The 17,211-nt window shown below is 71.3% G+C and carries 14 protein-coding genes; 3 read left to right on the top strand and 11 right to left on the bottom strand.

What is annotated here, in order from left to right:
- Positions 1-217 precede the first annotated feature (217 nt).
- The 3 genes from RIC11_RS03940 to RIC11_RS03930 all read right to left on the bottom strand — a co-directional run bounded on the left by RIC11_RS03940 (position 218) and on the right by RIC11_RS03930 (position 1,609).
- Positions 218-1,045: a ceramidase domain-containing protein gene (locus RIC11_RS03940; RefSeq protein WP_350208583.1), complete on the bottom strand. Its 828-nt coding sequence runs from the start codon at positions 1,043-1,045 to the stop codon at positions 218-220.
- Positions 1,046-1,242: 197 nt separating this feature from the next.
- Positions 1,243-1,371 carry a hypothetical protein gene (locus tag RIC11_RS03935; protein ID WP_350208581.1) on the bottom strand — a complete coding sequence of 43 codons (129 nt, stop codon included), beginning with the start codon at positions 1,369-1,371 and terminating at the stop codon, positions 1,243-1,245.
- Positions 1,361-1,609, bottom strand: a complete 249-nt coding sequence (locus RIC11_RS03930; RefSeq protein ID WP_350208579.1) for an addiction module protein — start codon at positions 1,607-1,609, stop codon at positions 1,361-1,363. Before RIC11_RS03930 ends, RIC11_RS03935 begins: the two co-directional genes overlap by 11 nt.
- Positions 1,610-1,766: 157 nt before the next feature.
- Between RIC11_RS03930 and tkt the strand changes: the two genes are divergently transcribed.
- The 3 genes from tkt (at position 1,767) to RIC11_RS03915 (ending at position 5,819) form a co-directional block, all read left to right on the top strand.
- Positions 1,767-3,800 carry a transketolase gene (gene tkt, locus RIC11_RS03925; RefSeq protein WP_350208577.1) on the top strand — a complete coding sequence of 678 codons (2,034 nt, stop codon included), beginning with the start codon at positions 1,767-1,769 and terminating at the stop codon, positions 3,798-3,800.
- Positions 3,801-3,844: 44 nt separating this feature from the next.
- Entirely contained in the window at positions 3,845-5,440 is a 1,596-nt protein-coding gene (locus tag RIC11_RS03920; RefSeq protein WP_350208575.1) for a hypothetical protein, read from the top strand.
- A 142-nt stretch (positions 5,441-5,582) separates the two neighbouring features.
- A complete protein-coding gene (locus RIC11_RS03915; protein WP_350208574.1) occupies positions 5,583-5,819 on the top strand; it encodes a hypothetical protein in 237 nt (78 codons plus the stop codon).
- Positions 5,820-6,004: 185 nt separating this feature from the next.
- Here RIC11_RS03915 and RIC11_RS03910 read toward each other — a convergent pair whose 3' ends face one another.
- From RIC11_RS03910 to RIC11_RS03875, 8 genes are all read right to left on the bottom strand, one after another.
- Positions 6,005-7,117, bottom strand: coding sequence for a hypothetical protein (locus tag RIC11_RS03910; protein ID WP_350208572.1), 1,113 nt, complete (start codon positions 7,115-7,117; stop codon positions 6,005-6,007).
- A gap of 204 nt (positions 7,118-7,321) precedes the next feature.
- Positions 7,322-8,752, bottom strand: a complete 1,431-nt coding sequence (locus RIC11_RS03905) for an amidohydrolase family protein (protein WP_350208570.1) — start codon at positions 8,750-8,752, stop codon at positions 7,322-7,324.
- 259 nt (positions 8,753-9,011) lie between these two features.
- Positions 9,012-11,240, bottom strand: a complete 2,229-nt coding sequence (locus RIC11_RS03900; protein ID WP_350208568.1) for an ABC transporter permease subunit/CPBP intramembrane protease — start codon at positions 11,238-11,240, stop codon at positions 9,012-9,014.
- The gene (locus RIC11_RS03895; RefSeq protein WP_502879368.1) at positions 11,237-12,127 is read right to left on the bottom strand and encodes an ABC transporter ATP-binding protein; all 891 of its coding nucleotides are present in this window, start codon (positions 12,125-12,127) and stop codon (positions 11,237-11,239) included. The genes RIC11_RS03900 and RIC11_RS03895 overlap by 4 nt, the downstream gene beginning before the upstream one ends.
- Positions 12,128-12,184: 57 nt before the next feature.
- Positions 12,185-13,363, bottom strand: a complete 1,179-nt coding sequence (gene mqnC, locus RIC11_RS03890) for a cyclic dehypoxanthinyl futalosine synthase (RefSeq protein WP_350208566.1) — start codon at positions 13,361-13,363, stop codon at positions 12,185-12,187.
- A gap of 21 nt (positions 13,364-13,384) precedes the next feature.
- Entirely contained in the window at positions 13,385-14,227 is an 843-nt protein-coding gene (locus RIC11_RS03885) for a menaquinone biosynthetic enzyme MqnA/MqnD family protein (RefSeq protein WP_350208564.1), read from the bottom strand.
- 238 nt (positions 14,228-14,465) lie between these two features.
- Positions 14,466-16,289 (bottom strand): putative ABC transporter permease subunit, encoded by a 1,824-nt coding sequence (locus RIC11_RS03880; protein WP_350208562.1) that lies wholly within the window; start codon positions 16,287-16,289, stop codon positions 14,466-14,468.
- Positions 16,286-17,200, bottom strand: coding sequence for an ABC transporter ATP-binding protein (locus tag RIC11_RS03875; protein ID WP_350208560.1), 915 nt, complete (start codon positions 17,198-17,200; stop codon positions 16,286-16,288). Before RIC11_RS03875 ends, RIC11_RS03880 begins: the two co-directional genes overlap by 4 nt.
- Positions 17,201-17,211 lie beyond the last annotated feature (11 nt).

Raw genomic sequence — 17,211 nt, 5'->3', positions numbered from 1 at the left:
GGCGTTGAATGCCGCAGGCGCGTTGCGCGGAGCGACGCCGTTTCGTTACACCCCAGGGCAACGCGTAACGCTTCGCTAAACCGTTGTCCGCCAGGCGCTTAACGCCGTTTTGGACACGATTTAGCGTTACACGACGCGCGCGAGCGTGTCGCGTTTGTTTCAAACGAATTTGGGTCGGCCACCGGAGTTTTTTTTCGAAGCGACCGGCGCGGCCGCGTTAGACGCACGAGCCGCCGTCCGACGGGTCGCCCGCCGCCGCCGGGGTGCGCGATCGCTCCGACCTGCCGTACAGGTACACGAACCCCGCCGAGCCCGCGCAGAGCACGTGCCAGACCGCGTGGGCTTGCCACACGGAGTAGGGGTCGCAGTAGCGGCCGCCGTTCTTGCCGACGAGGTTCGTCGCGTACGCGACCAAGAACATGCCGACCGCCCAGGCCAGGTAGCCCGTTTCGATCCGGTACCGGCGGTAGTTGCGCAAGCGGCCGACGACCTCCACGCCGATCGCCGTGACGATCATCGCGCCGAACAGCGTCGACCCCTTCACGCCCAGCGGGTGGCCCAGCGCGATCCTCGCCAGCAGGACGGTCGTCACCGCGGCGAACACCCGCAGGAACGTCGGGTCGCCGGCGCGGAACAGCCGCGTGGTCGCGAACGCGATGCACCAGGCGCCCCACAGGTGCATCGACAGCAGGTCGAGCTCGGCCGCCCACGCGGTGGTCGACGCGTGCATCGCGCCGCTGGCCAGGCCGATGCCCACGACGGCCGCCGCGTAGCTGGCCGGGTAGCGGACCGTGGTCACGAGCCAGTTGCCCCACCCAGGGGCCTTGGCCGCGGCCACGTCGCGCCAAGAGCGGTAGCCGATCGCCAGCCCCACGGCGAGGAACGCCGCGTTGCTCCACGTGTTGATGGGCTGGGCGATGGGGCCGGGCCGGTTGGCCTCGCAGAAGTCCACCCCGGCCGACCCGACCACGCCGGGCCAGCCGACCAGGGCCAGAGCAGCGAGCAACGCCACGCCCACGATCGTTAAGGAGAGCGGCAGGAGCAAGCAGAGGCGAGCTCGCGTGGGTCGGCTGCTAGTCACGCTTCTCGCTTTGCCCAGTACCTCGGTTCGCGCGCCGCATGGGCGATCGCCACGACATCGACGCAGCCGCGATCCGAACGGTAAACGATGGAATAGGGGAATCGGTCGACCAGAGTTCGGCGGTGACGGTCATCGATTCGCTCCCAACGCTCCGGGGCGTCTCAGGCCCGCTCGATCGCCGCATCGATCGCCGCCGCAAACGACCGCGCCGCTTCCACGCTGCGCGAAGCATACCAGTCGAAGCCTTCGTCGAAGTCGGTCGCCGCTCCGGGCAGGAGCCTAGCTTCCATTCTGCTTGGCTTCCGCTGCGGTCTCATCGAGCCGGCGCAAGGCCTCGTCGCGGACCGACGACCACGCTACGGTCTGGGCGGCGCCGGCGTCGAGTTCCGCCGATCGCCGCGCGATCTCTTCCCTCCACGCCTGACTCAAGGGGGGCGCCGCGTTGGCCCAGATCGCGTCGATCAGGCGGGCCTGGTCGCCTATCGGCAGGGCCGCCGCGGCGGCCAGCGCATCGTCGAAGCGAGACATCCGATCCTTCCCGGGAGTAGCAATGTCACACGCCAGTCTAGTTGAACCCACGGGGGCGGTTAAGTGTGGCTCGTTGACCGCCGAGCGACCCGCGGCGTAAACTGCCGGCCTCCGCAAGTCATTAGTCAGGCAACCCTTACAGCGACTCCGCAAGCACATGCCCGCCGCCACGACCGACGCCGCGCACGACGCGATCACCGCCATCCGGACCCTCGCGATGGACGCCGTCGAGGCGGCCAACTCGGGGCACCCCGGCACGCCGATGGCCCTCGCGCCGGTCGCTTACAAGCTGTGGGCCGACGTGCTGCGGTACGACCCGGCGGCGGCCGAGTGGCCCAACCGCGACCGGTACATCCTGTCGTGCGGCCACGCGTCGATGCTGATCTACTCGGTCATCCACCTGGCCGGGATCAAGAAGGCCGACGGCACGCCGGCGCTCACGCTCGAGGACCTCAAGAACTTCCGCCAGCTGCACAGCAGGACCCCCGGCCACCCGGAGGTGCACCACACCGTCGGCGTGGAGACCACCACCGGCCCGCTCGGGCAGGGCTGCGGCAACTCGGTCGGCTTCGCGATGGCCAGCCGCTGGCTCGCAGCGAACTACAACAAGCCGGGCAAGGAGCTGTTCGACTTCAACGTGTACACGCAGTGCAGCGACGGCGACCTGATGGAGGGCGTCGCGTGCGAGGCGGCCTCGCTCGCCGGGCACCTGGGCCTGTCGAACCTGTGCTGGATCTACGACGACAACCAGATCACGATCGAGGGGCACACGTCGCTGGCCTTTAGCGAGGACGTCGCCACGCGCTTCGAGGGCCTCGGCTGGGCCGTGCACACCGTCGACGACGCCAACAACCTGGACGCGCTCGACAACGCGATCAAGGCGTTCCACAAGGAAGAGGAGAAGCCCACGCTGATCATCGTCAAGAGCGTGATCGCCTGGGGCGCCCCCAACGCGGCCAACACCCACGGCGCGCACGGCGCGCCGCTGGGCGAGGAAGAGATCGCGGCCACGAAAGAGGTGTATGGCGTCTCGCCCGACAAGAAGTTCTACGTGCCCGACGGCGTGGCCGAGCACTTCGCCGAGACCCTCGGCAAGCGCGGCGCCGCGGCCCACGCCGAGTGGCAAAAGACCTGGTCCGCGTACCAGAAGGACCACCCGAAAGAAGCGGCCGAGCTGACGGCGATCTTCACCGGCAAGCACCCCGACGGCTGGGACGCCGAGCTGCCCACCTTCGAAGCCGACGAGAAGGGGGTCGCCACCCGCAAGTCCGGCGGCGCGGTGCTCAACGCGATCGCGAAGAACCACCCGTGGCTGCTGGGCGGCTCGGCCGACCTCGCGCCGAGCACCAACACGCTGATCAACGGCGAGACCGGCTTCAACCGCGGCGAGTACGCGGGCCGCAACTTCCACTTCGGCATCCGCGAGCACGCGATGGCCGCCGCTTGCAACGGCATGGCCCTCTGCGGGCTGCGGCCGTTCGGCGCGACCTTCTTCGTGTTCAGCGATTACAACCGGCCGTCGATCCGGCTCAGCTCGATCATGAACGTTCCGGTGATCTTCGTGTTCACCCACGACTCGATCGGCGTCGGCGAAGACGGCCCCACCCACCAGCCGGTCGAGCAGCTCGCCGCGTGCCGCGCGATCCCCGGGGCGACGGTCCTCCGCCCCGGCGACGCCAACGAGGTCCGCGAGGCGTGGCGGGCCGCGATCGAGAACACCCACGGGCCCACGCTGCTCATCCTCACCCGGCAGAACCTGCCCACGCTGTGCCGCGAGCGGTACGAGTCGGCCGACGGCGTGGCCCGCGGCGCGTACGTCATCGCCGAGGCGCCCAGCGGCGAGCCGTCGGTCATCCTGATGGCCTCCGGCAGCGAGCTCTCGCTCGCCATCGAAGCCCACGAAAAGCTGGCCGCCGAGAACGTCGAGGCCCGTGTCGTCAGCTTCCCCTCGATGGAGCTCTTCGAGAAGCAAGACGCCGCTTACAAGGAGTCGGTCCTTCCGAAGAAAGTCGCCGCGCGGGTCGCCGTCGAGGCCGCTATCCGCCAGCCTTGGGACCGGTACCTCGGCCTCGCCGGCGAGTTCATCGGCATGGACGGCTTCGGCTCCTCCGCGCCGGGCGACGAGGTCTTCGCCGACCGCGGCATCACGGCCGACGCGGTGGCCCAGGCCGCCAAGCGGGTGCTGGGGTGATCGTCCGTCGGCGAGTCGCCGCCGCCGCACGCGGGCTCGGGGCCGTGGCCCTGCTCGCCTGCGCGGCCGCCGCGCCGGCCCAACCACCGGTGGTGGCGCCGCCGGCCCAAGCCGAGTGGGCGCCGCCGGCCGGCTGGCTGGTGGTGGTCGAGGTCGCCGACCTGACGGCCCTCACCGAACGGGCCCGCTTGCTGCTGAAGCCGTGGGACCGCAACCTGCCCGACGTGGTCCGCCTGGCCGAGCAGCGGCTCGGCCAGCAGGCGCTGGGCGATGGGCCTTGGCTGGCTGTGCTGACACGGGCCGACGGCGGCCACCTCGTGCCGGTGGTGTTCGCGCCGGTCGACGACTTCGACGCGTTCCGCCGCGGGCTCGCTGCCGAAAGGGCCGGCGACCTGGCCATCGCGAAGCTCGGCCAGTACGAGATCGCCCTGGCGGAGCGTGGCCCCTGGGCGCGGCTCACGCTGCTGGACGACGCCGACCGGCTCGCCGACGGCGCCGCCGACCCGCTCGGCCCCGCCCCTGAGGGCGACCTGGTGGTGCGGACATCTCAGCAAGGCCGGCGGTGGCTCGCCGAGCGGCTCAGCGAGCGGCGCCGAGCGGCCATCGATTCGCGGGGCCGACGCGACCCGTGGCGGTGGTCCGATGGCGTGCAAGGCGCCGTCGATTGGCTGGCGCCCTACGGGCCGGTCGTCGAGTCGCTGGGCCGTGTGCGTGGTGAGGTCTCCGTGGCGTTCTCGCTCGACGCGGCCGCCGACGAGCTGGTGGCCGCGGTCCGCGCTCCGCACGCCGAGCCGGCCGAAGCCGCCGAGCCCCTCCCTCCGCCTGCCGTGCCTGCGAATCGGCCGATCTTGGTCGCCCAGTCGGCCGGCCCGCTGCCTGCGTTGGTGATCGACCTGATCCTCGCTACCCATCAATCGCGGCCCTCGGTCATCGAAGCGGCCGAGTTCCCCCAGCCCTACTGGGACGACTTCGCCGACGCCTACCGCCAGCTGCTCGAGGGCTACCGGTCGTTCCGCGCGGTGCTCGACACGCCGGCCGCCGACGGCCCCGTCGCGGCGAACCAGCGGCTCGCGTTCCGCTGGAGCGGCGACGCCGACAGCTTCGGCAACCTGCTCCACCTGCTGGTGGTCCGCTGGAACCTGCTCAACGAAGCGGCCAATGCGTCCACGCCGCACCGCGTCGGGATCGAGCGGCTCGAGCCGGCCGGCTGGCGGCTGTCGGTCGACCTGGTGAAGGCGTTCGGCCTCGACCCCACGCCCGATATCACCGCTCTGCTCGACCGCTACTACGGCGCCGGCGGCGAGTTGCAGATGCTCGTCACCCCGAGGGGCGAATCCGCTTACCTGGTCACGATGGGCCAGCCGCCGGAGGCCGAGTCTGCCAACGCACCAGAGGCCGACGAGACGACGACTGACGGGGCCCTCCTCACCGGCGCGTTCTGGCTCGACCGCTGGCTCGCTTGGAGTCGCCAGGTCGAGCTCGTTGACCCGGTGACCGCCGGTCCCGACCGCCCGCCGATGGCCGAGTCGCCCCCCGCGCGGCTCCGGGTCACCGCGGCCGGCGGCCACCTCGACGCCGAGTTCCGCCTGCCGCTGCCGACCTACCGCGCCGCGGTCGCTTGGCGGCGGGCCGAGCCCTGAGCCGCGTTGGCTCACTCGGGGGCCGCTCCGGCGGGATTCGCCAGCCAACGCGGCCACCCGCCCGTTTTTTCGTTCGAGACGCACAGCGAGCTAGGCTTGAGGGAGAGCCCCCTCCCCGAGTCCCCCGTACGCGCGTGTATTCATGGGAAAACTGCTACAGACCGTCCCTTGGAGCTTCGCCGGCGTGCTGATGCTCGGCGTCGGGGTCGGCGGCGCCGTGGTCGCCCAGTTGGTCCGGTCCGGCGCGTTCACCCCGCAGGCGGCGACCGCCGCGTGCGCGGCCTTCGCCATCGTGGGCCTCGCCCTCTCACTCCGCGGCGACTCCGGCCGCGGGTGGCAGGACCGCCGCAAGCCGCAAGACCGCACCCCGGTCGCTTGACGCGACCGCCGCCGGCAGTCGCACGGCCAGTCGGCGCAGGTCCCCTCGAATCAAGCCCACGGCGCTAGCCGCGTCAGCATAAGCCGACGGCGCTAGCCGAGCGCGCTTAAGCCGACGGCGCTAGCCGCGGGCGAACGAAGGGCGGCGGCCCGGCGCTCCGATCGCCCGACGCTAGCGCGTACGGCTTATGCGCGGCCCCGACGGCGGGTTCGCCGCGCTAGGGCGCCGGCGATAGCCGGGACCATTAGCGCCGCGGCGGTGGGCGTGGGGACGGCCCTCCAGCGGCCCCCGGTGCGCTGGCCGTATTGGTCGGCCCATAGGCCGTAGTCGGAGTTGCCGACGAAGCCGTCGCCGTCGCCGTCGCCGGGGGCGTCGAAGAGCAGCCAGTTGTCGCGCCAAACGGTGTAGTCGGCCGCGTCGATCAGGCCGTCGGCGTTGTAGTCGGCCGTGAGGGCGGTCGTGGCGAGGCCCAGCTCGTCGAGCCACTCGCCCATGTAGCGGAGGTGGGCGAGGTGGGCGTCGGCGTCGGCGCCCAGCGCGCCCCACAGCTGGAAGCCGCCCAGCTCGGCCTCGCGGTAGAAACGCAGCGGGCCGAGGCCGTCGGCCGACGAGGCGCGCGGCGCGAGGCCCAGGTGGCCGAGCAGCTCGTCGCCGGTCTCCTCGGTGCTCTCGTACGTGAACGTAGGGACCTGCGAGTGGGTGAACACGAACCGCTTCTCGCCGGCGGCCGCGCGGCTGGCGAACGCCTTGTAGGGCGCCATCTGCGAGTCGAGCGCCGTGCCGTCGCCCGCGGTGGTCGCGTACAGCGAGTCGGCCGCGAGCAGGCTGTCGATCGCGTCGGCGTACGACGGCACGCCCAAGATCCGCCGCACCGCGCCGTAGCCCGCGCTGAACGACGAGACCGCCAGCGTGTCCCACGCCACGCCGGGGCCGAAGTCGCCCTGGCCGGCCAGGCGCGAGCGGGCGTCGTCGAGCAGCGTTTGGAAGAGCGTCGTGTCGGCGAACGGCGTGCTGTACGCGCTCGAGAGGCCGCTGTAGTTGACCGTCACCACGACCGCGTTAAGCGACGCGTACGCGGCGTTGTTCCAGACCGTCTGGGGGTCGCCGTGGAAGTGGACGAGCAGGTCGACCCGCTCGCCGGTGTGGCGGTAGTCGCTGGGGATGAACAGCCGCCACTGCGACCGGCTCATCGAGAGCTGCCGCCCGCCGGCGGTGGGCAGCTGCGCGCTAGCGCTCGCTTCGAGCAGCAGGGCCGCGCCGAGCGCGAGGGCGGTGATCAGTCCGCGTAGTCGCCGCATGCCAGGCAAGAATCTTTAAGCGCGAACGGGGTTGGGGGCGGTTTCTCGACGACTGCGATTATAACCGCCGGCCGTCCTCTAGAGGGCGGATAGGATCTGCCCGTGGATGACGCGAAGGCGCCGACAGGAATTCGCGCTTATTCGCGTCATTCGCGGGCAAAACTCACCACGCGGCTCGCCATGTGAGCCTGGGCGGCAGGTCGCTCAGGCGGCGATTGGTTCGAGGGCTTCGCCGCCGATCCAGACCGTTTCGGGCTGCTCTTCGCACCACAGCAGCGCTCGGAGCAGTTCGGCGGGGCGGCCCTTTGCGCCCTTGGGGAGCGGCACGGCGACCATGTCGGCCAGGGCGCCGGGGCGGATTGCGCCGACGTCCTCGAGGCCGAGGGCCTCGGCGCCGGAGAGGGTGCCCATGCGGAGGATGGTCTCGGGGGGCACGCTCGGGTAACGCTCGGCGACCTCGCGCATCTCGGAGAGGATCGACAGGTCGGGGTTCGACGCGCGGCTGTCGGTCCCTAGGCACACGGGCACGCCGAGGCCCAGCGCGGCCGCGAGCGGGTAGGGCTGGTGCTTGAAGTGCGCGTGGGTGCGCGGGCAGTAGACCAGCGACATCGAACCGGCCTGGCGGGCCATCATCGCCAGCTCGGAGTAGTCGAGGTAGTTGCCGTGGACCACGAGCGACTTGGGCGCGCGGGTGAGCATCCGCAGGTAGTCCAGCGGCGCGGAGCCGCGGCCGATGACCCACGGGTCCCACATGCCGCGTTCTTCGAGGATCTCTTGGAACGGGCCGCGGCCCTCTTGCAGCAAGAGCAGCTCTTCGGGCGACTCGGCCAGGTGCATGGCGACCGGCATCCCGCGCGACGCGGCGACCGACACCAGCTCGCGGATCAGCTGCGGCGAAGCGGTGTACGGCGCGTGGGGGCTGACGCCGATCCGCACGCGGTGGTCCGCGCGGATGCTCGAGTGGGCGCCGCCCGGCGAGTGACCGTTTGCGCCGTGGCCATTGGCGCCGTGCCCGTTCGCGCCGTGCCCGTTGATGGCATGGCCGTTTACCGCCTTTCCGTTGGCGTGGCTGCCGTTTGCGCGGCTGCCGTTTGCGCGGCTCCCATTGGCGTGGCTGCCGTTGACGGTCGGGGCGGCGGCCGCGTGGCCGTTGCCGGCCGCGTCGCTGGGGCGGAGCAGGCTGTGGAGTTCTTCCAGGCGGTTTTCGGCCGCGTTGAGCGCGCTGGCCGCGCGGGCTTGGGAGAAGCCGATCGACTCTTGCAGCAGGACCAGCCGCGGGCAGGGGCCCTCGACGCGGTAGGCGTCGGTCTCGGTGCGGCAGATCTCGGCTACGGTCGTGACGCCGTTGGCGAGGCTCTCCTCCATGCCGCTGGCGATCGCCTTGCCGATCTTGTCCGCGCCGGGGCGTTTCTCGATCGCCTGGCGGATCCAGTCGGGGAGCGACAAGCCGGTCCTGCCCACCTTGCGGCCCAGGTAGCTGAACTCGAGGTGGCAGTGGGCGTTGACCATGCCGGGCAACAGGACCGTGTCGCCGAGGTCCTCGACCTCGACGCCGGCGGGCGCTTGGCGGCCGATCCGCGTGATGCGGTCGCCCTGGAAGACGACGATGCCGTCTTCGATCGGGGGCGCCGCCACGGGGCAGACCAATCGGGCTCGTAAAGCCTGCTGTTTCATCGCATTCCTAAAGATCGACTCCCACGACAGCCGGCGAGGCTTCGCCGACCGTTTTGCCGCTGCCGGCCGCGGCCGTTCGCGGAGAACGGGCACACGCCGGGGGCCGTCGCGGCGTGTGGCGCGTCTGCCGTATTACCGACGCGCCGACGACCGCGGAGGTTCCCCTCCGGACCGCTGAGACCCCAACCCGCCAGGCGTGGAAAACCCGTCGAAAACGCTCTTAGGAAGCCGCTCCAAAAGCCGGAGCGGGCTGCGGGGCGCCGCGGCCACGGCGGCCCATGGCCAACACCATCAAGGCCGCCGCAACGCCCCCCAGAATAGCAATTGGCAGCGCGTAGCCTAGTTCTCCCGAAGGCATTTCGACGAAAACCGCGTCGGAAAGCCCCCAGTCGGAGGTCAGGCTGCGGATTCGCGGGGCATTGAGGGCTGCTAGCAGTTGCAGGCTGTTGTAGGCCGCGTGCATCAGCACACACGGCACGATCGAGCCGGTCCGCAGCGCGATGACCCCCAGCACGGCCCCGACCGGCGCGGCCGCGAGCGACTGGACCAGCACCGTGTGCGTCGCGCCGAACAACACCGCGGTCAGCAGCACGCCGCCGGCATCGCCGAGGGATTTGCGGAGGCCCGTAAGTATCACGCCGCGGAAGGCCAGCTCTTCGCACACCGCCGGCAGCACGCCCATCAGCAGCAAGACCACCCCGATCGGGGGGGCGTCGCCGACGAGGCCCGCCAGGCCCGCCAGCTGGGCTTTGACCGACTCGCTGAGCGGGTACAGCTCGCGGATCCCAAGCGCCAGCCGCTGGCCGGCGGGGTGCAGCGCAAGGGCCACGGCGAGCCCTAGCGCCATGTCGGCCACACGCGGGGGGGCCTGCAATCGCCAGGTCTCCCGCCAGCTCCGCGCGAGGAGCCACGTGACGAGCACCGCCGGCGCGAGGATGCAGAGCACCTGACCGGCGATCACCAACGCGGCGAAGTAACCGAACCCGCTAAAGCCCTCCGACGGCAAGGGCCACAGCGAGCGGAGCGCGCTCTGCGCGAGCAGCATCGCCGCGAAGCAAGCGATCGCCGCGGTGGGGGAGGGCGTGTCGCCGCGGCGGCGGACCATCGCGGCGAGCTGCGCCCTGAGGTCGAACCGCTCGCTTTCGCGGAACAGGACGCTCTCTTGGTTGAACTGCGAGACCGCCCACCGCATGGCGAGCCAGCAGCAGATGGCGGTCACCAGGATGACCGGTCCGGCGTACAGCGCGGCGTCGGCTAGTTGGCCCTCAATCAACGCGCGTAGCAGGAGCACCAGGCCCATCACCGGCACGAGGCTGTTGCCCAGGTTCAGCTCCACGCCCGGCGAGAGGGGCAGGACCATCAGCGGGGTGGCCGCGAGGAACAGCGGCATGAAGTAATACTGGCCTTCCTTGGTGCTGCGCGCGTAGGCCGCGCAGGCGAGGCTTAGCGCGCTGAACAACGCGGCGATCGGCACGACCGCCACGACGATCCAGGCCATCGCCGCGGCCGGCGGCGCGGCGAGGCCGACCGGCCCGCCCAGCACGCCGGCCAGTTGGCCGACGAGGATCTTGGCGGTCAGCGCGAGGCTGGCGAGGTTCAGCAGCGCGGTGAACACGCTGAAGGTCATCACCGTGAGCAGCTTGCCGCCGACGATCTCGCTGCGCCGCGCGGGGCTGGCCAGGAGGGTCTCGAGCGTGCCGCGTTCCTTCTCTCCGGCGCAGAGGTCGATCGCCGGGTAGAACGCGCCGGTCAGCGCCCAGAGGAACACGATGAACGGCAGCAGCTTCGACCAGACCATCGCCTCGCGGACGCTCTGGTCGGCCACGTCGAGCTGGGCGACCTGGAACGGGCTGGTGGCGGCCGGCGGCACGCCGGAGTCCTCGAGCGTTTGCCGCACCAGCGCGCGGCGCCAGCGGCGGAGGATGTCGCTCGTCCGCAGCCCGGCGACCTGGCTGGGCTCGCGCCCCGAGTTGTAGAGCACCGCGGGCGCCGGGGGGGGCGGGGCCGGCGCGTCGGGGGAGGGTGCCGCGCCGGCCGATTGCAGGCGCTCGGCGAAGTCGGCTGGGAAGACAACGGCCACCTCGATCTCTTCCGCGGCGATCGCAGCGCGGGCGGCGGCGGCCGGGTCGTCGGGGCCCGGGGCGTCGGGAGTGGGGCGGCGCTCGACGATCAGTCGCTCGCGTTCTTCGGGCGTGGCGAAGAGCTTCTCGGCGAAGCGGTCGCCCTCGACCAGCGGCGGCACGCCCGGCGCGTCGGTGAGTTCCTCGGCGTTGTAGAGGGCGACGCGGCCGGTGGTTTCGCGCATGAACTGCGCGAGCTGGAAGAAGCTCGTGCCCAGCAGCGGGTACATGAGCACGGGCAACACCGCGACCATGAACAGCGTCCGCCGGTCGCGGAGCTGGTCGCGCATCTCGCGCCGCCAAATCCAGAGGACGTGTCGCCAGTTCAAGGGGAGGCTTGAGGCTTGAGGCTTGAGGGGTGAGGCCCGAGGGGCGAGGAGGCTTGGTCGGCCGAGCGGACCATCTGGAAGAACAGCTCCTCCAGGTCCTGCTGGCCGTGCCGCTCGCGGAGCTCGTCGGTGGGGCCCGAGTCGATGATACGCCCTCGGTGCATCACCGCGATGCGGTCGCAGCTGCGTTGGACCTCGCTCATGATGTGGGTGCTGAACACGACGCACTTGCCCTCGTCGCGGAGCTCGGCGACCGCGTCGAGCGACGCGCGGGCGGCGAACGCGTCGAGGCCGTTGGTCGCTTCGTCGAAGACGATCACCGGCGGGTCGTGCACCAGCGCGCGGGCGATCGAGGTCTTCTGTTTCATGCCGGTCGACATCTTCGCGCCGAGCGTGTCGCGCAGGTCGTCCATCCCGAGCTTCGCGAACAGCCCCTCCATCCGCTCGCGGAGCGTGGCCGGCGCGAGGCCGTGCAGGCGGCCGAAGTACTCGACGAACTCCCAGGCGGTCATCCGGTCGTACACGGCGGTGTTGGCGGAGATGAAGCCGATCTGGTTGCGGACCAGTTCGGCTTGCCGAACGCAGTCGAAGCCGTTCACCAGCGCCACGCCGGCCGTCGGCTTGAGCAGCGTGGTGAGGATCCGCAGCGCGGTGGTCTTGCCCGCGCCGTTGGGCCCCAGCAGCCCGAACACCTCGCCGGAGTGGGCGGAGAACGTGAGCCGGTCGACCGCGACGATCTCGCCGCGGGCCAGGTCGTCGTAGGTCTTGGTGAGGCCCTCGACCTGCACCATCGGCCGCTGCGCGACCGGCTGCCGCCCCGGGGATGGCGTCGGCGATGGCGCGCCCGGCGCGTCGGTCATGGCGGCGTCGGGATGAGCGGGTCGCACGGGTCGAGGGGGTCGCACCGCCGCGGCGCGGCGGGCAGACCAACGGGGCCCTCTAGCCTAGCTCACCACGGGCAAGGCGGGCAGGCGGGCGGCCGGGGCGCTGGCCGCGCGGCGGGCGGCCTGGATCGCGCGCTCTTCGGTCGCCGGGTCGACCAGCTGGTAGTGGACGTTCCGTTGCCGCGGCTGGTAGCCCAGCTCGGTGATCGCGTCGCGGATCTCGCCGAGCGTCAGGTAGTGGACCGTGCCCGCCTGGGCGACCACGTTCTCTTCGATCATCAGGCTGCCCATGTCGTTCGCGCCGTAGAGCAGCGCGAGCTGGCCGACCTTCAGCCCCTGCGTGACCCAGCTAGACTGCAGGTTGTCGAAGTTGTCGAGGTAGAGCCGCGCGACGGCGTTGGTGCGCAGGTACTCGTGCGCGCCGGCCGGCTCGAGGTGGTCCATCCGGGTGTTGTCGCGCTGGAAGGTCCAACAGATGAACGCGGTGAAGCCCTTGTGGCCGGCGTCGAGCGACTCGTCCTGCAAGCGGCGGAGCCGCTCCAGGTGCTCGACACGCTCCTGGAGCGTCTCGACGTGGCCGAACATCATCGTCGCGCTGGAGCGCCCCCCCAGGCGGTGCCACACGCGCATCACGTCGAGCCAGTCGTCGGTGAGCACCTTGCCGCGTGTGATCTCGCGGCGCACGCGGTCGACGAGGATCTCGGCGCCGCCGCCGGGCAGGCTGCCGAGGCCGGCCTCCTTGAGCCGCGCGAGGACGGTCTCGAGCGGCAGCTTGTTGACCTTGCCGAAGTGGTAGATCTCCGGCGGGCTGAAGCCGTGGATGTTGACCTGCGGGAACGCCTGCTTGATCTGGCCGAGCATCCGCTCGTACCAGTCGAGCTTGAAGTCGGGGTGCAGGCCGCCTTGCAGCAGGATCTGCTCGCCGCCGAGGTCGACGGTCTCTCGGACCTTCTCGAGCAGCTCGTCGATCGAGAGGACGTACCCCTCGTCGGACTTCGGGCCGCGGTAGAACGCGCAGAAGTCGCACACCGCCGTGCAAACGTTCGTGTAGTTGATGTTCCGGTCGATGTTGTACGTGCGGACCGGCCCGGGGTGGCGGCGGCGGGTCGCCTCGTCGGCCGCGCGGCCCAGCGAAGCGAGCGGCGCCTCGCGCAGCAACCGCACGCCCTCCTCGGGCGACAGGCGGTCGCCGGCGGCGGCCTTGGCGAGCAGTTCGTCGACGGCGATCGTCGCGATCATGGGCTACCCAGCGGGGGTCGGTCAGCTAGCGGCGGCGGGCGCGGGGAGCAGGCCGGCCTCGCGGCAGAGGGATTGGAAGCGGGCGAGCGCGTCGTGCTGGCGGGCGCCGAAGCGGTACCGCAGGTTGTCACGAAGGTACCGCTGGGCGTGGTCGGCGGTAAGCCCGAGCGGCGGCCCCTCGGCCGCGGCGATGTGATCCAGGTGCGCGAGCCCGTCGTCGCGGCAAGCCTGCAGCAGCGCGGTGAGGGCCTCCGCCGGCGCGCCGGGCCGCGCGGCCCACACGGCGAACACGAACGGCTGACCGGTGTCGATACGCCACTCGTGGGCGAGGTCCCACGCGGCGACGAACCGGTCGCGGATCGCCGCGGCGGGCGGGTGCATCGCGCGGTCGCCGATCAGCAGCACCGCGTCGGCGTCGGCGTCGGCCAAGCCGCAGCCGATCGGCAACGGCCGGCGCTCGGGCCGCACGCCGCACCGCCGGTCGAGCAGCAGCCGGCAGAGGGCCGCGCTGGTGCGCGAGCCCTCGTCCAGCGCGAGCGTGCGCACGCAGTGCGGCGGCTTGCGGAAGTAGACCTTCACGCTGCCCACGGGGCCGTCGGCCGCCACGCACGCGTCCGACAGCACCTGCCAGTCGGGGTTGGCGAAGGTCTCGAAGACCGGGACCAACGCCACGTCGAGCCGGCCGGCCGCTAGCGAGTCGGCCAAGCGGCTCGGCAGGTCGCACAGCAGCCGCGCGCCGGCCAGGCTCGGGCGCCCGCCCGCGAGCCGGGCCGCGTGGTCGGCGAAGCGGAAGATCAGCGGCTTGCTGTTGAGGTAGTTCACCGCGCCGATCCGCAGCGGCGGCGGCAGGTCGCGATCGGGCATGGCGAGCGGGCGGGGTGAGGGCGGCGGGGCCGGGGTCGGCTGGAGGCTAACCGGCGGGGGCGGGGCGGGCTTCACACCGGGGCGGCTGGCGGCGGTGAGCCGAGGGCGCCGGGAGACCACGGCGGCGGGGTTGCGGGGGCGATCGATTGCACGGGCGACGGGGGCTTCGCTTCGCGAGCGCCGCCGCCGCCTGTAGGCGGGCGCCGCTTCCCGGGCTCTCGGGGCGGCGTGTCCCTGTTTAGTCGAACTCCAGCCGGCTGAACGCGCGGACTCCGCGGGTGAGCGGCACGATCGTGGCGACCATGCCGACCGCAACGGCCAGCCCCGCGCCGAGCACGAGCCACAGGTCGAGGTAGCGGGTCGGCAGCCAGTCGGGGTTGATCGACGCGCTGTCGGCGATGAGCTTGAAGTGGCACGGCAGGGCCGTCAATGTCACCACGAGGATGATGTAGATCGCGCTGAGGACCAGGTTCAGCGTGCCGCCGAAGCCGGCGGCGATCTTCGACGGGGAGGCCTCGCGGAAGTCGGGCATGATCGCGCCGAGGCCGACCGCCAGAGCCGCCAGGCCGACGCACAGCAGCACGGTCGTGAGCTGGTGCACGCCGATCACCAGCGCCGAGACCCGCAGCATCAGGTCGCTGACGAGGATCAGCGCCGCGCACGGCGCCCACGAGCCGAGCGCGGCGAACACGAACTTGCTCCACACGATGGTCTCGCGGCTGACGGGCATCAGCCCCAGCACCCAGAACCGCCGCCCCTCGAGGCTGAGCATCGGGTAGATGAACCGGGTGGTGAACGTCGAGAGGATCAGGCCCACGACCGCCAGGTTGAGGAAGCTCACCAGGTTGACCCACGTGGCGCGGTCGATGTCGCCGGCGGTAACCCGGAATTGGTCCACGTTGAGGAAGTACAGGCCGAGCAGGCCGAAGAAGATCAAGAACTGCGACCACTGCACCGGGTCGCGGCGCAGCAGGCGCCAGTCCTTGAGCAGCAGCAGGCGGACCTGCGGCGGGAAGGGGTGCAGGACGGCCTCCGCGACGCGGTCGACCAGGGCGGTCTTGCCGCGCCGCGCGCGGCGCGGGCGGCACTCCATCTGGCTGAAGGCCGTGCGGAACGTGCGTTGCGCGACGGCCTTGAGGATGAGCCGCGCCATCAGCGAGTTGGTGAACAGCAGCAGCAGGCACATCACCGCGCGGACGACGGGCGTCTCGCCGAGGGGCATCGGGATCGGGGGGGGCTGCTGCGCGGCGTCGATCAGCGCGTCGCTGAGCCACGAGCTGGGGAGCAGCTCGCCGCGGGTGAAGCTGAAGCGGTTGATCGTGTCGTTGAAGAAGCGGTCGTCGAACACCTGCGTGCGGGTGGCGCCGACGGCGTCCCACACGGCCGCGACGGCCGCGCCGAACGACACCGCCGCGATCGCGGCCAGGACCGTCAGCCGCACGTGGGCGAGCTTGTAGATCAGCAGCAGGCAGCAGATCGCGCCCAGCGCGCAGGGGATGTACACGAACGACAGGATCAGCGGCAGGATCAACGCGTAGTAGCTCCACGGCGCGTCGACCGACAGGCCGTAGGCGATCGTCAGCGGGCTGGCCAGCAAGAAGAAGCCCCAGCTGCTGAAGAGCACCGCCTCTTGGAACTTGTGCAGCACGACACGCTCGTCGCGCGCCGGGGTCGTCAGCAGGTAGCGCGTCTCCGGCGAGGCGAACAGGCCGCCGTAGAGGATGATGCCCGACGAGAAGATGAGCATCAGGTTCAGCGACGCGAAGAACAGGTGGAAGACAAACTCCACGGTCTTCGTGTGGAACGGGTAGCCCGGCGCAGCGATCCCGGTGCTGAGGAACTGGAAGCCGAGGTAGAACAGCGCGAACAACCCGCACCAGAAGAACAAGCTCAGCGTGACGACCAGCAGCGTACGCAACCGCGCCTGGCCGAGCAGCCGGCGCAGGTGGGCGCGGGCCTCGGTCAGGCGCACGCGGCGGAAGAGGGCGGCCTCGGTGCGTGTGTCGAGGTCGCGCCGCTCGGGGGCGGCGGTCGCGCGGACGGCGGCCGGCGCGGGGGTCACGGCTGGTTCTCGACGGGGCTGGGCGGCTCGACGGGGTTGGGCGGCTGGAGGGGGTTGGGCGGCTCGAGGGGGCCGGGCGAGTCGATCGGCGCGACGCGCTCGCTTGCCTGCTGGGCGCCACGCTGAGGGCGCGCGGCGGACCCGGCGTCCGCCTGCTCGGCCGCTTCGCGCGACGACACGCCGCCGACCTCGCCGCCGACGAGCGTCAGGTACAGGCGCTCCAGGGTCATGTCGCGCGCCGGGTGCAGGCGGCGCATCTCTTCGACGGTCCCGAGGAAGATCACCTGCCCCTGCTGCATGACGCCGACGCGGTCGGCGACCTCTTCCGCGGCGGCGAGCGTGTGGGTGGACATGAACACGCTCGCGCCGGCGTCGACCCGTTCGCGGAGCAGGTCCTTGACCAGGCGGATGCTGTGCGGGTCGAGGCCCACGAGCGGCTCGTCGACGACCAGCACCGGGGGGTCGTGCAGCAGCGCGGCGGCGAACACGGTGCGTTGCTTCATGCCGTGCGAGTAGCTCTCGGAGAGCTCGTCGGCGAAGCGGCCGAGGCCGAAGCGGGAGATCTCGCGGTCGATGGCGCGGCCGGCTTCCGAGCGGCTCATGCCGTGCATCTCGGCGACGAACTGGAGGAACTCACGGCCGGAGAGCTTCTCGTACAGGTAGGGCTGGTCGGGCACGTAGCCGATCTGCTTGGCGGCCTCGCGCGCCTGGCTGACCACGTCGCGTCCCTCGACGAGCACCTGGCCCGCGCCGGGCCGGAGCAAGCCGACGAGCATCTTGATCGTGGTGGTCTTGCCCGCGCCGTTGTGGCCGAGCATGGCGAAGAGCTCGCCCGACGGGATGACCAAGTCCAGGCCGCGGACGGCGAGCGTGTCTCCGTAGCTGCGGGTGACGCCTCGGAACTCGATCATCTCCAACGCCG

This window comes from Botrimarina sp. (assembly GCF_040219535.1).
Lineage (GTDB): Bacteria > Planctomycetota > Planctomycetia > Pirellulales > Lacipirellulaceae > Botrimarina.
The sequence above is the reverse complement of the archived record's forward strand: the minus strand, read 5'-3'. Positions and strand labels throughout refer to the sequence as shown.

What these genes read in the sequence shown, in the direction of transcription:
- RIC11_RS03935 (WP_350208581.1), bottom strand. Translation starts at nt 1,371, where the DNA reads ATGGAAGCTAGGCTCCTGCCCGGAGCGGCGACCGACTTCGACGAAGGC.
- RIC11_RS03930 (WP_350208579.1), bottom strand. Translation starts at nt 1,609, where the DNA reads ATGTCTCGCTTCGACGATGCGCTGGCCGCCGCGGCGGCCCTGCCGATA.
- tkt (WP_350208577.1), top strand. Translation starts at nt 1,767, where the DNA reads ATGCCCGCCGCCACGACCGACGCCGCGCACGACGCGATCACCGCCATC.
- RIC11_RS03915 (WP_350208574.1), top strand. Translation starts at nt 5,583, where the DNA reads ATGGGAAAACTGCTACAGACCGTCCCTTGGAGCTTCGCCGGCGTGCTG.
- RIC11_RS03910 (WP_350208572.1), bottom strand. Translation starts at nt 7,117, where the DNA reads ATGCGGCGACTACGCGGACTGATCACCGCCCTCGCGCTCGGCGCGGCC.
- mqnC (WP_350208566.1), bottom strand. Translation starts at nt 13,363, where the DNA reads ATGATCGCGACGATCGCCGTCGACGAACTGCTCGCCAAGGCCGCCGCC.
- RIC11_RS03885 (WP_350208564.1), bottom strand. Translation starts at nt 14,227, where the DNA reads ATGCCCGATCGCGACCTGCCGCCGCCGCTGCGGATCGGCGCGGTGAAC.
- RIC11_RS03875 (WP_350208560.1), bottom strand. Translation starts at nt 17,200, where the DNA reads ATGATCGAGTTCCGAGGCGTCACCCGCAGCTACGGAGACACGCTCGCC.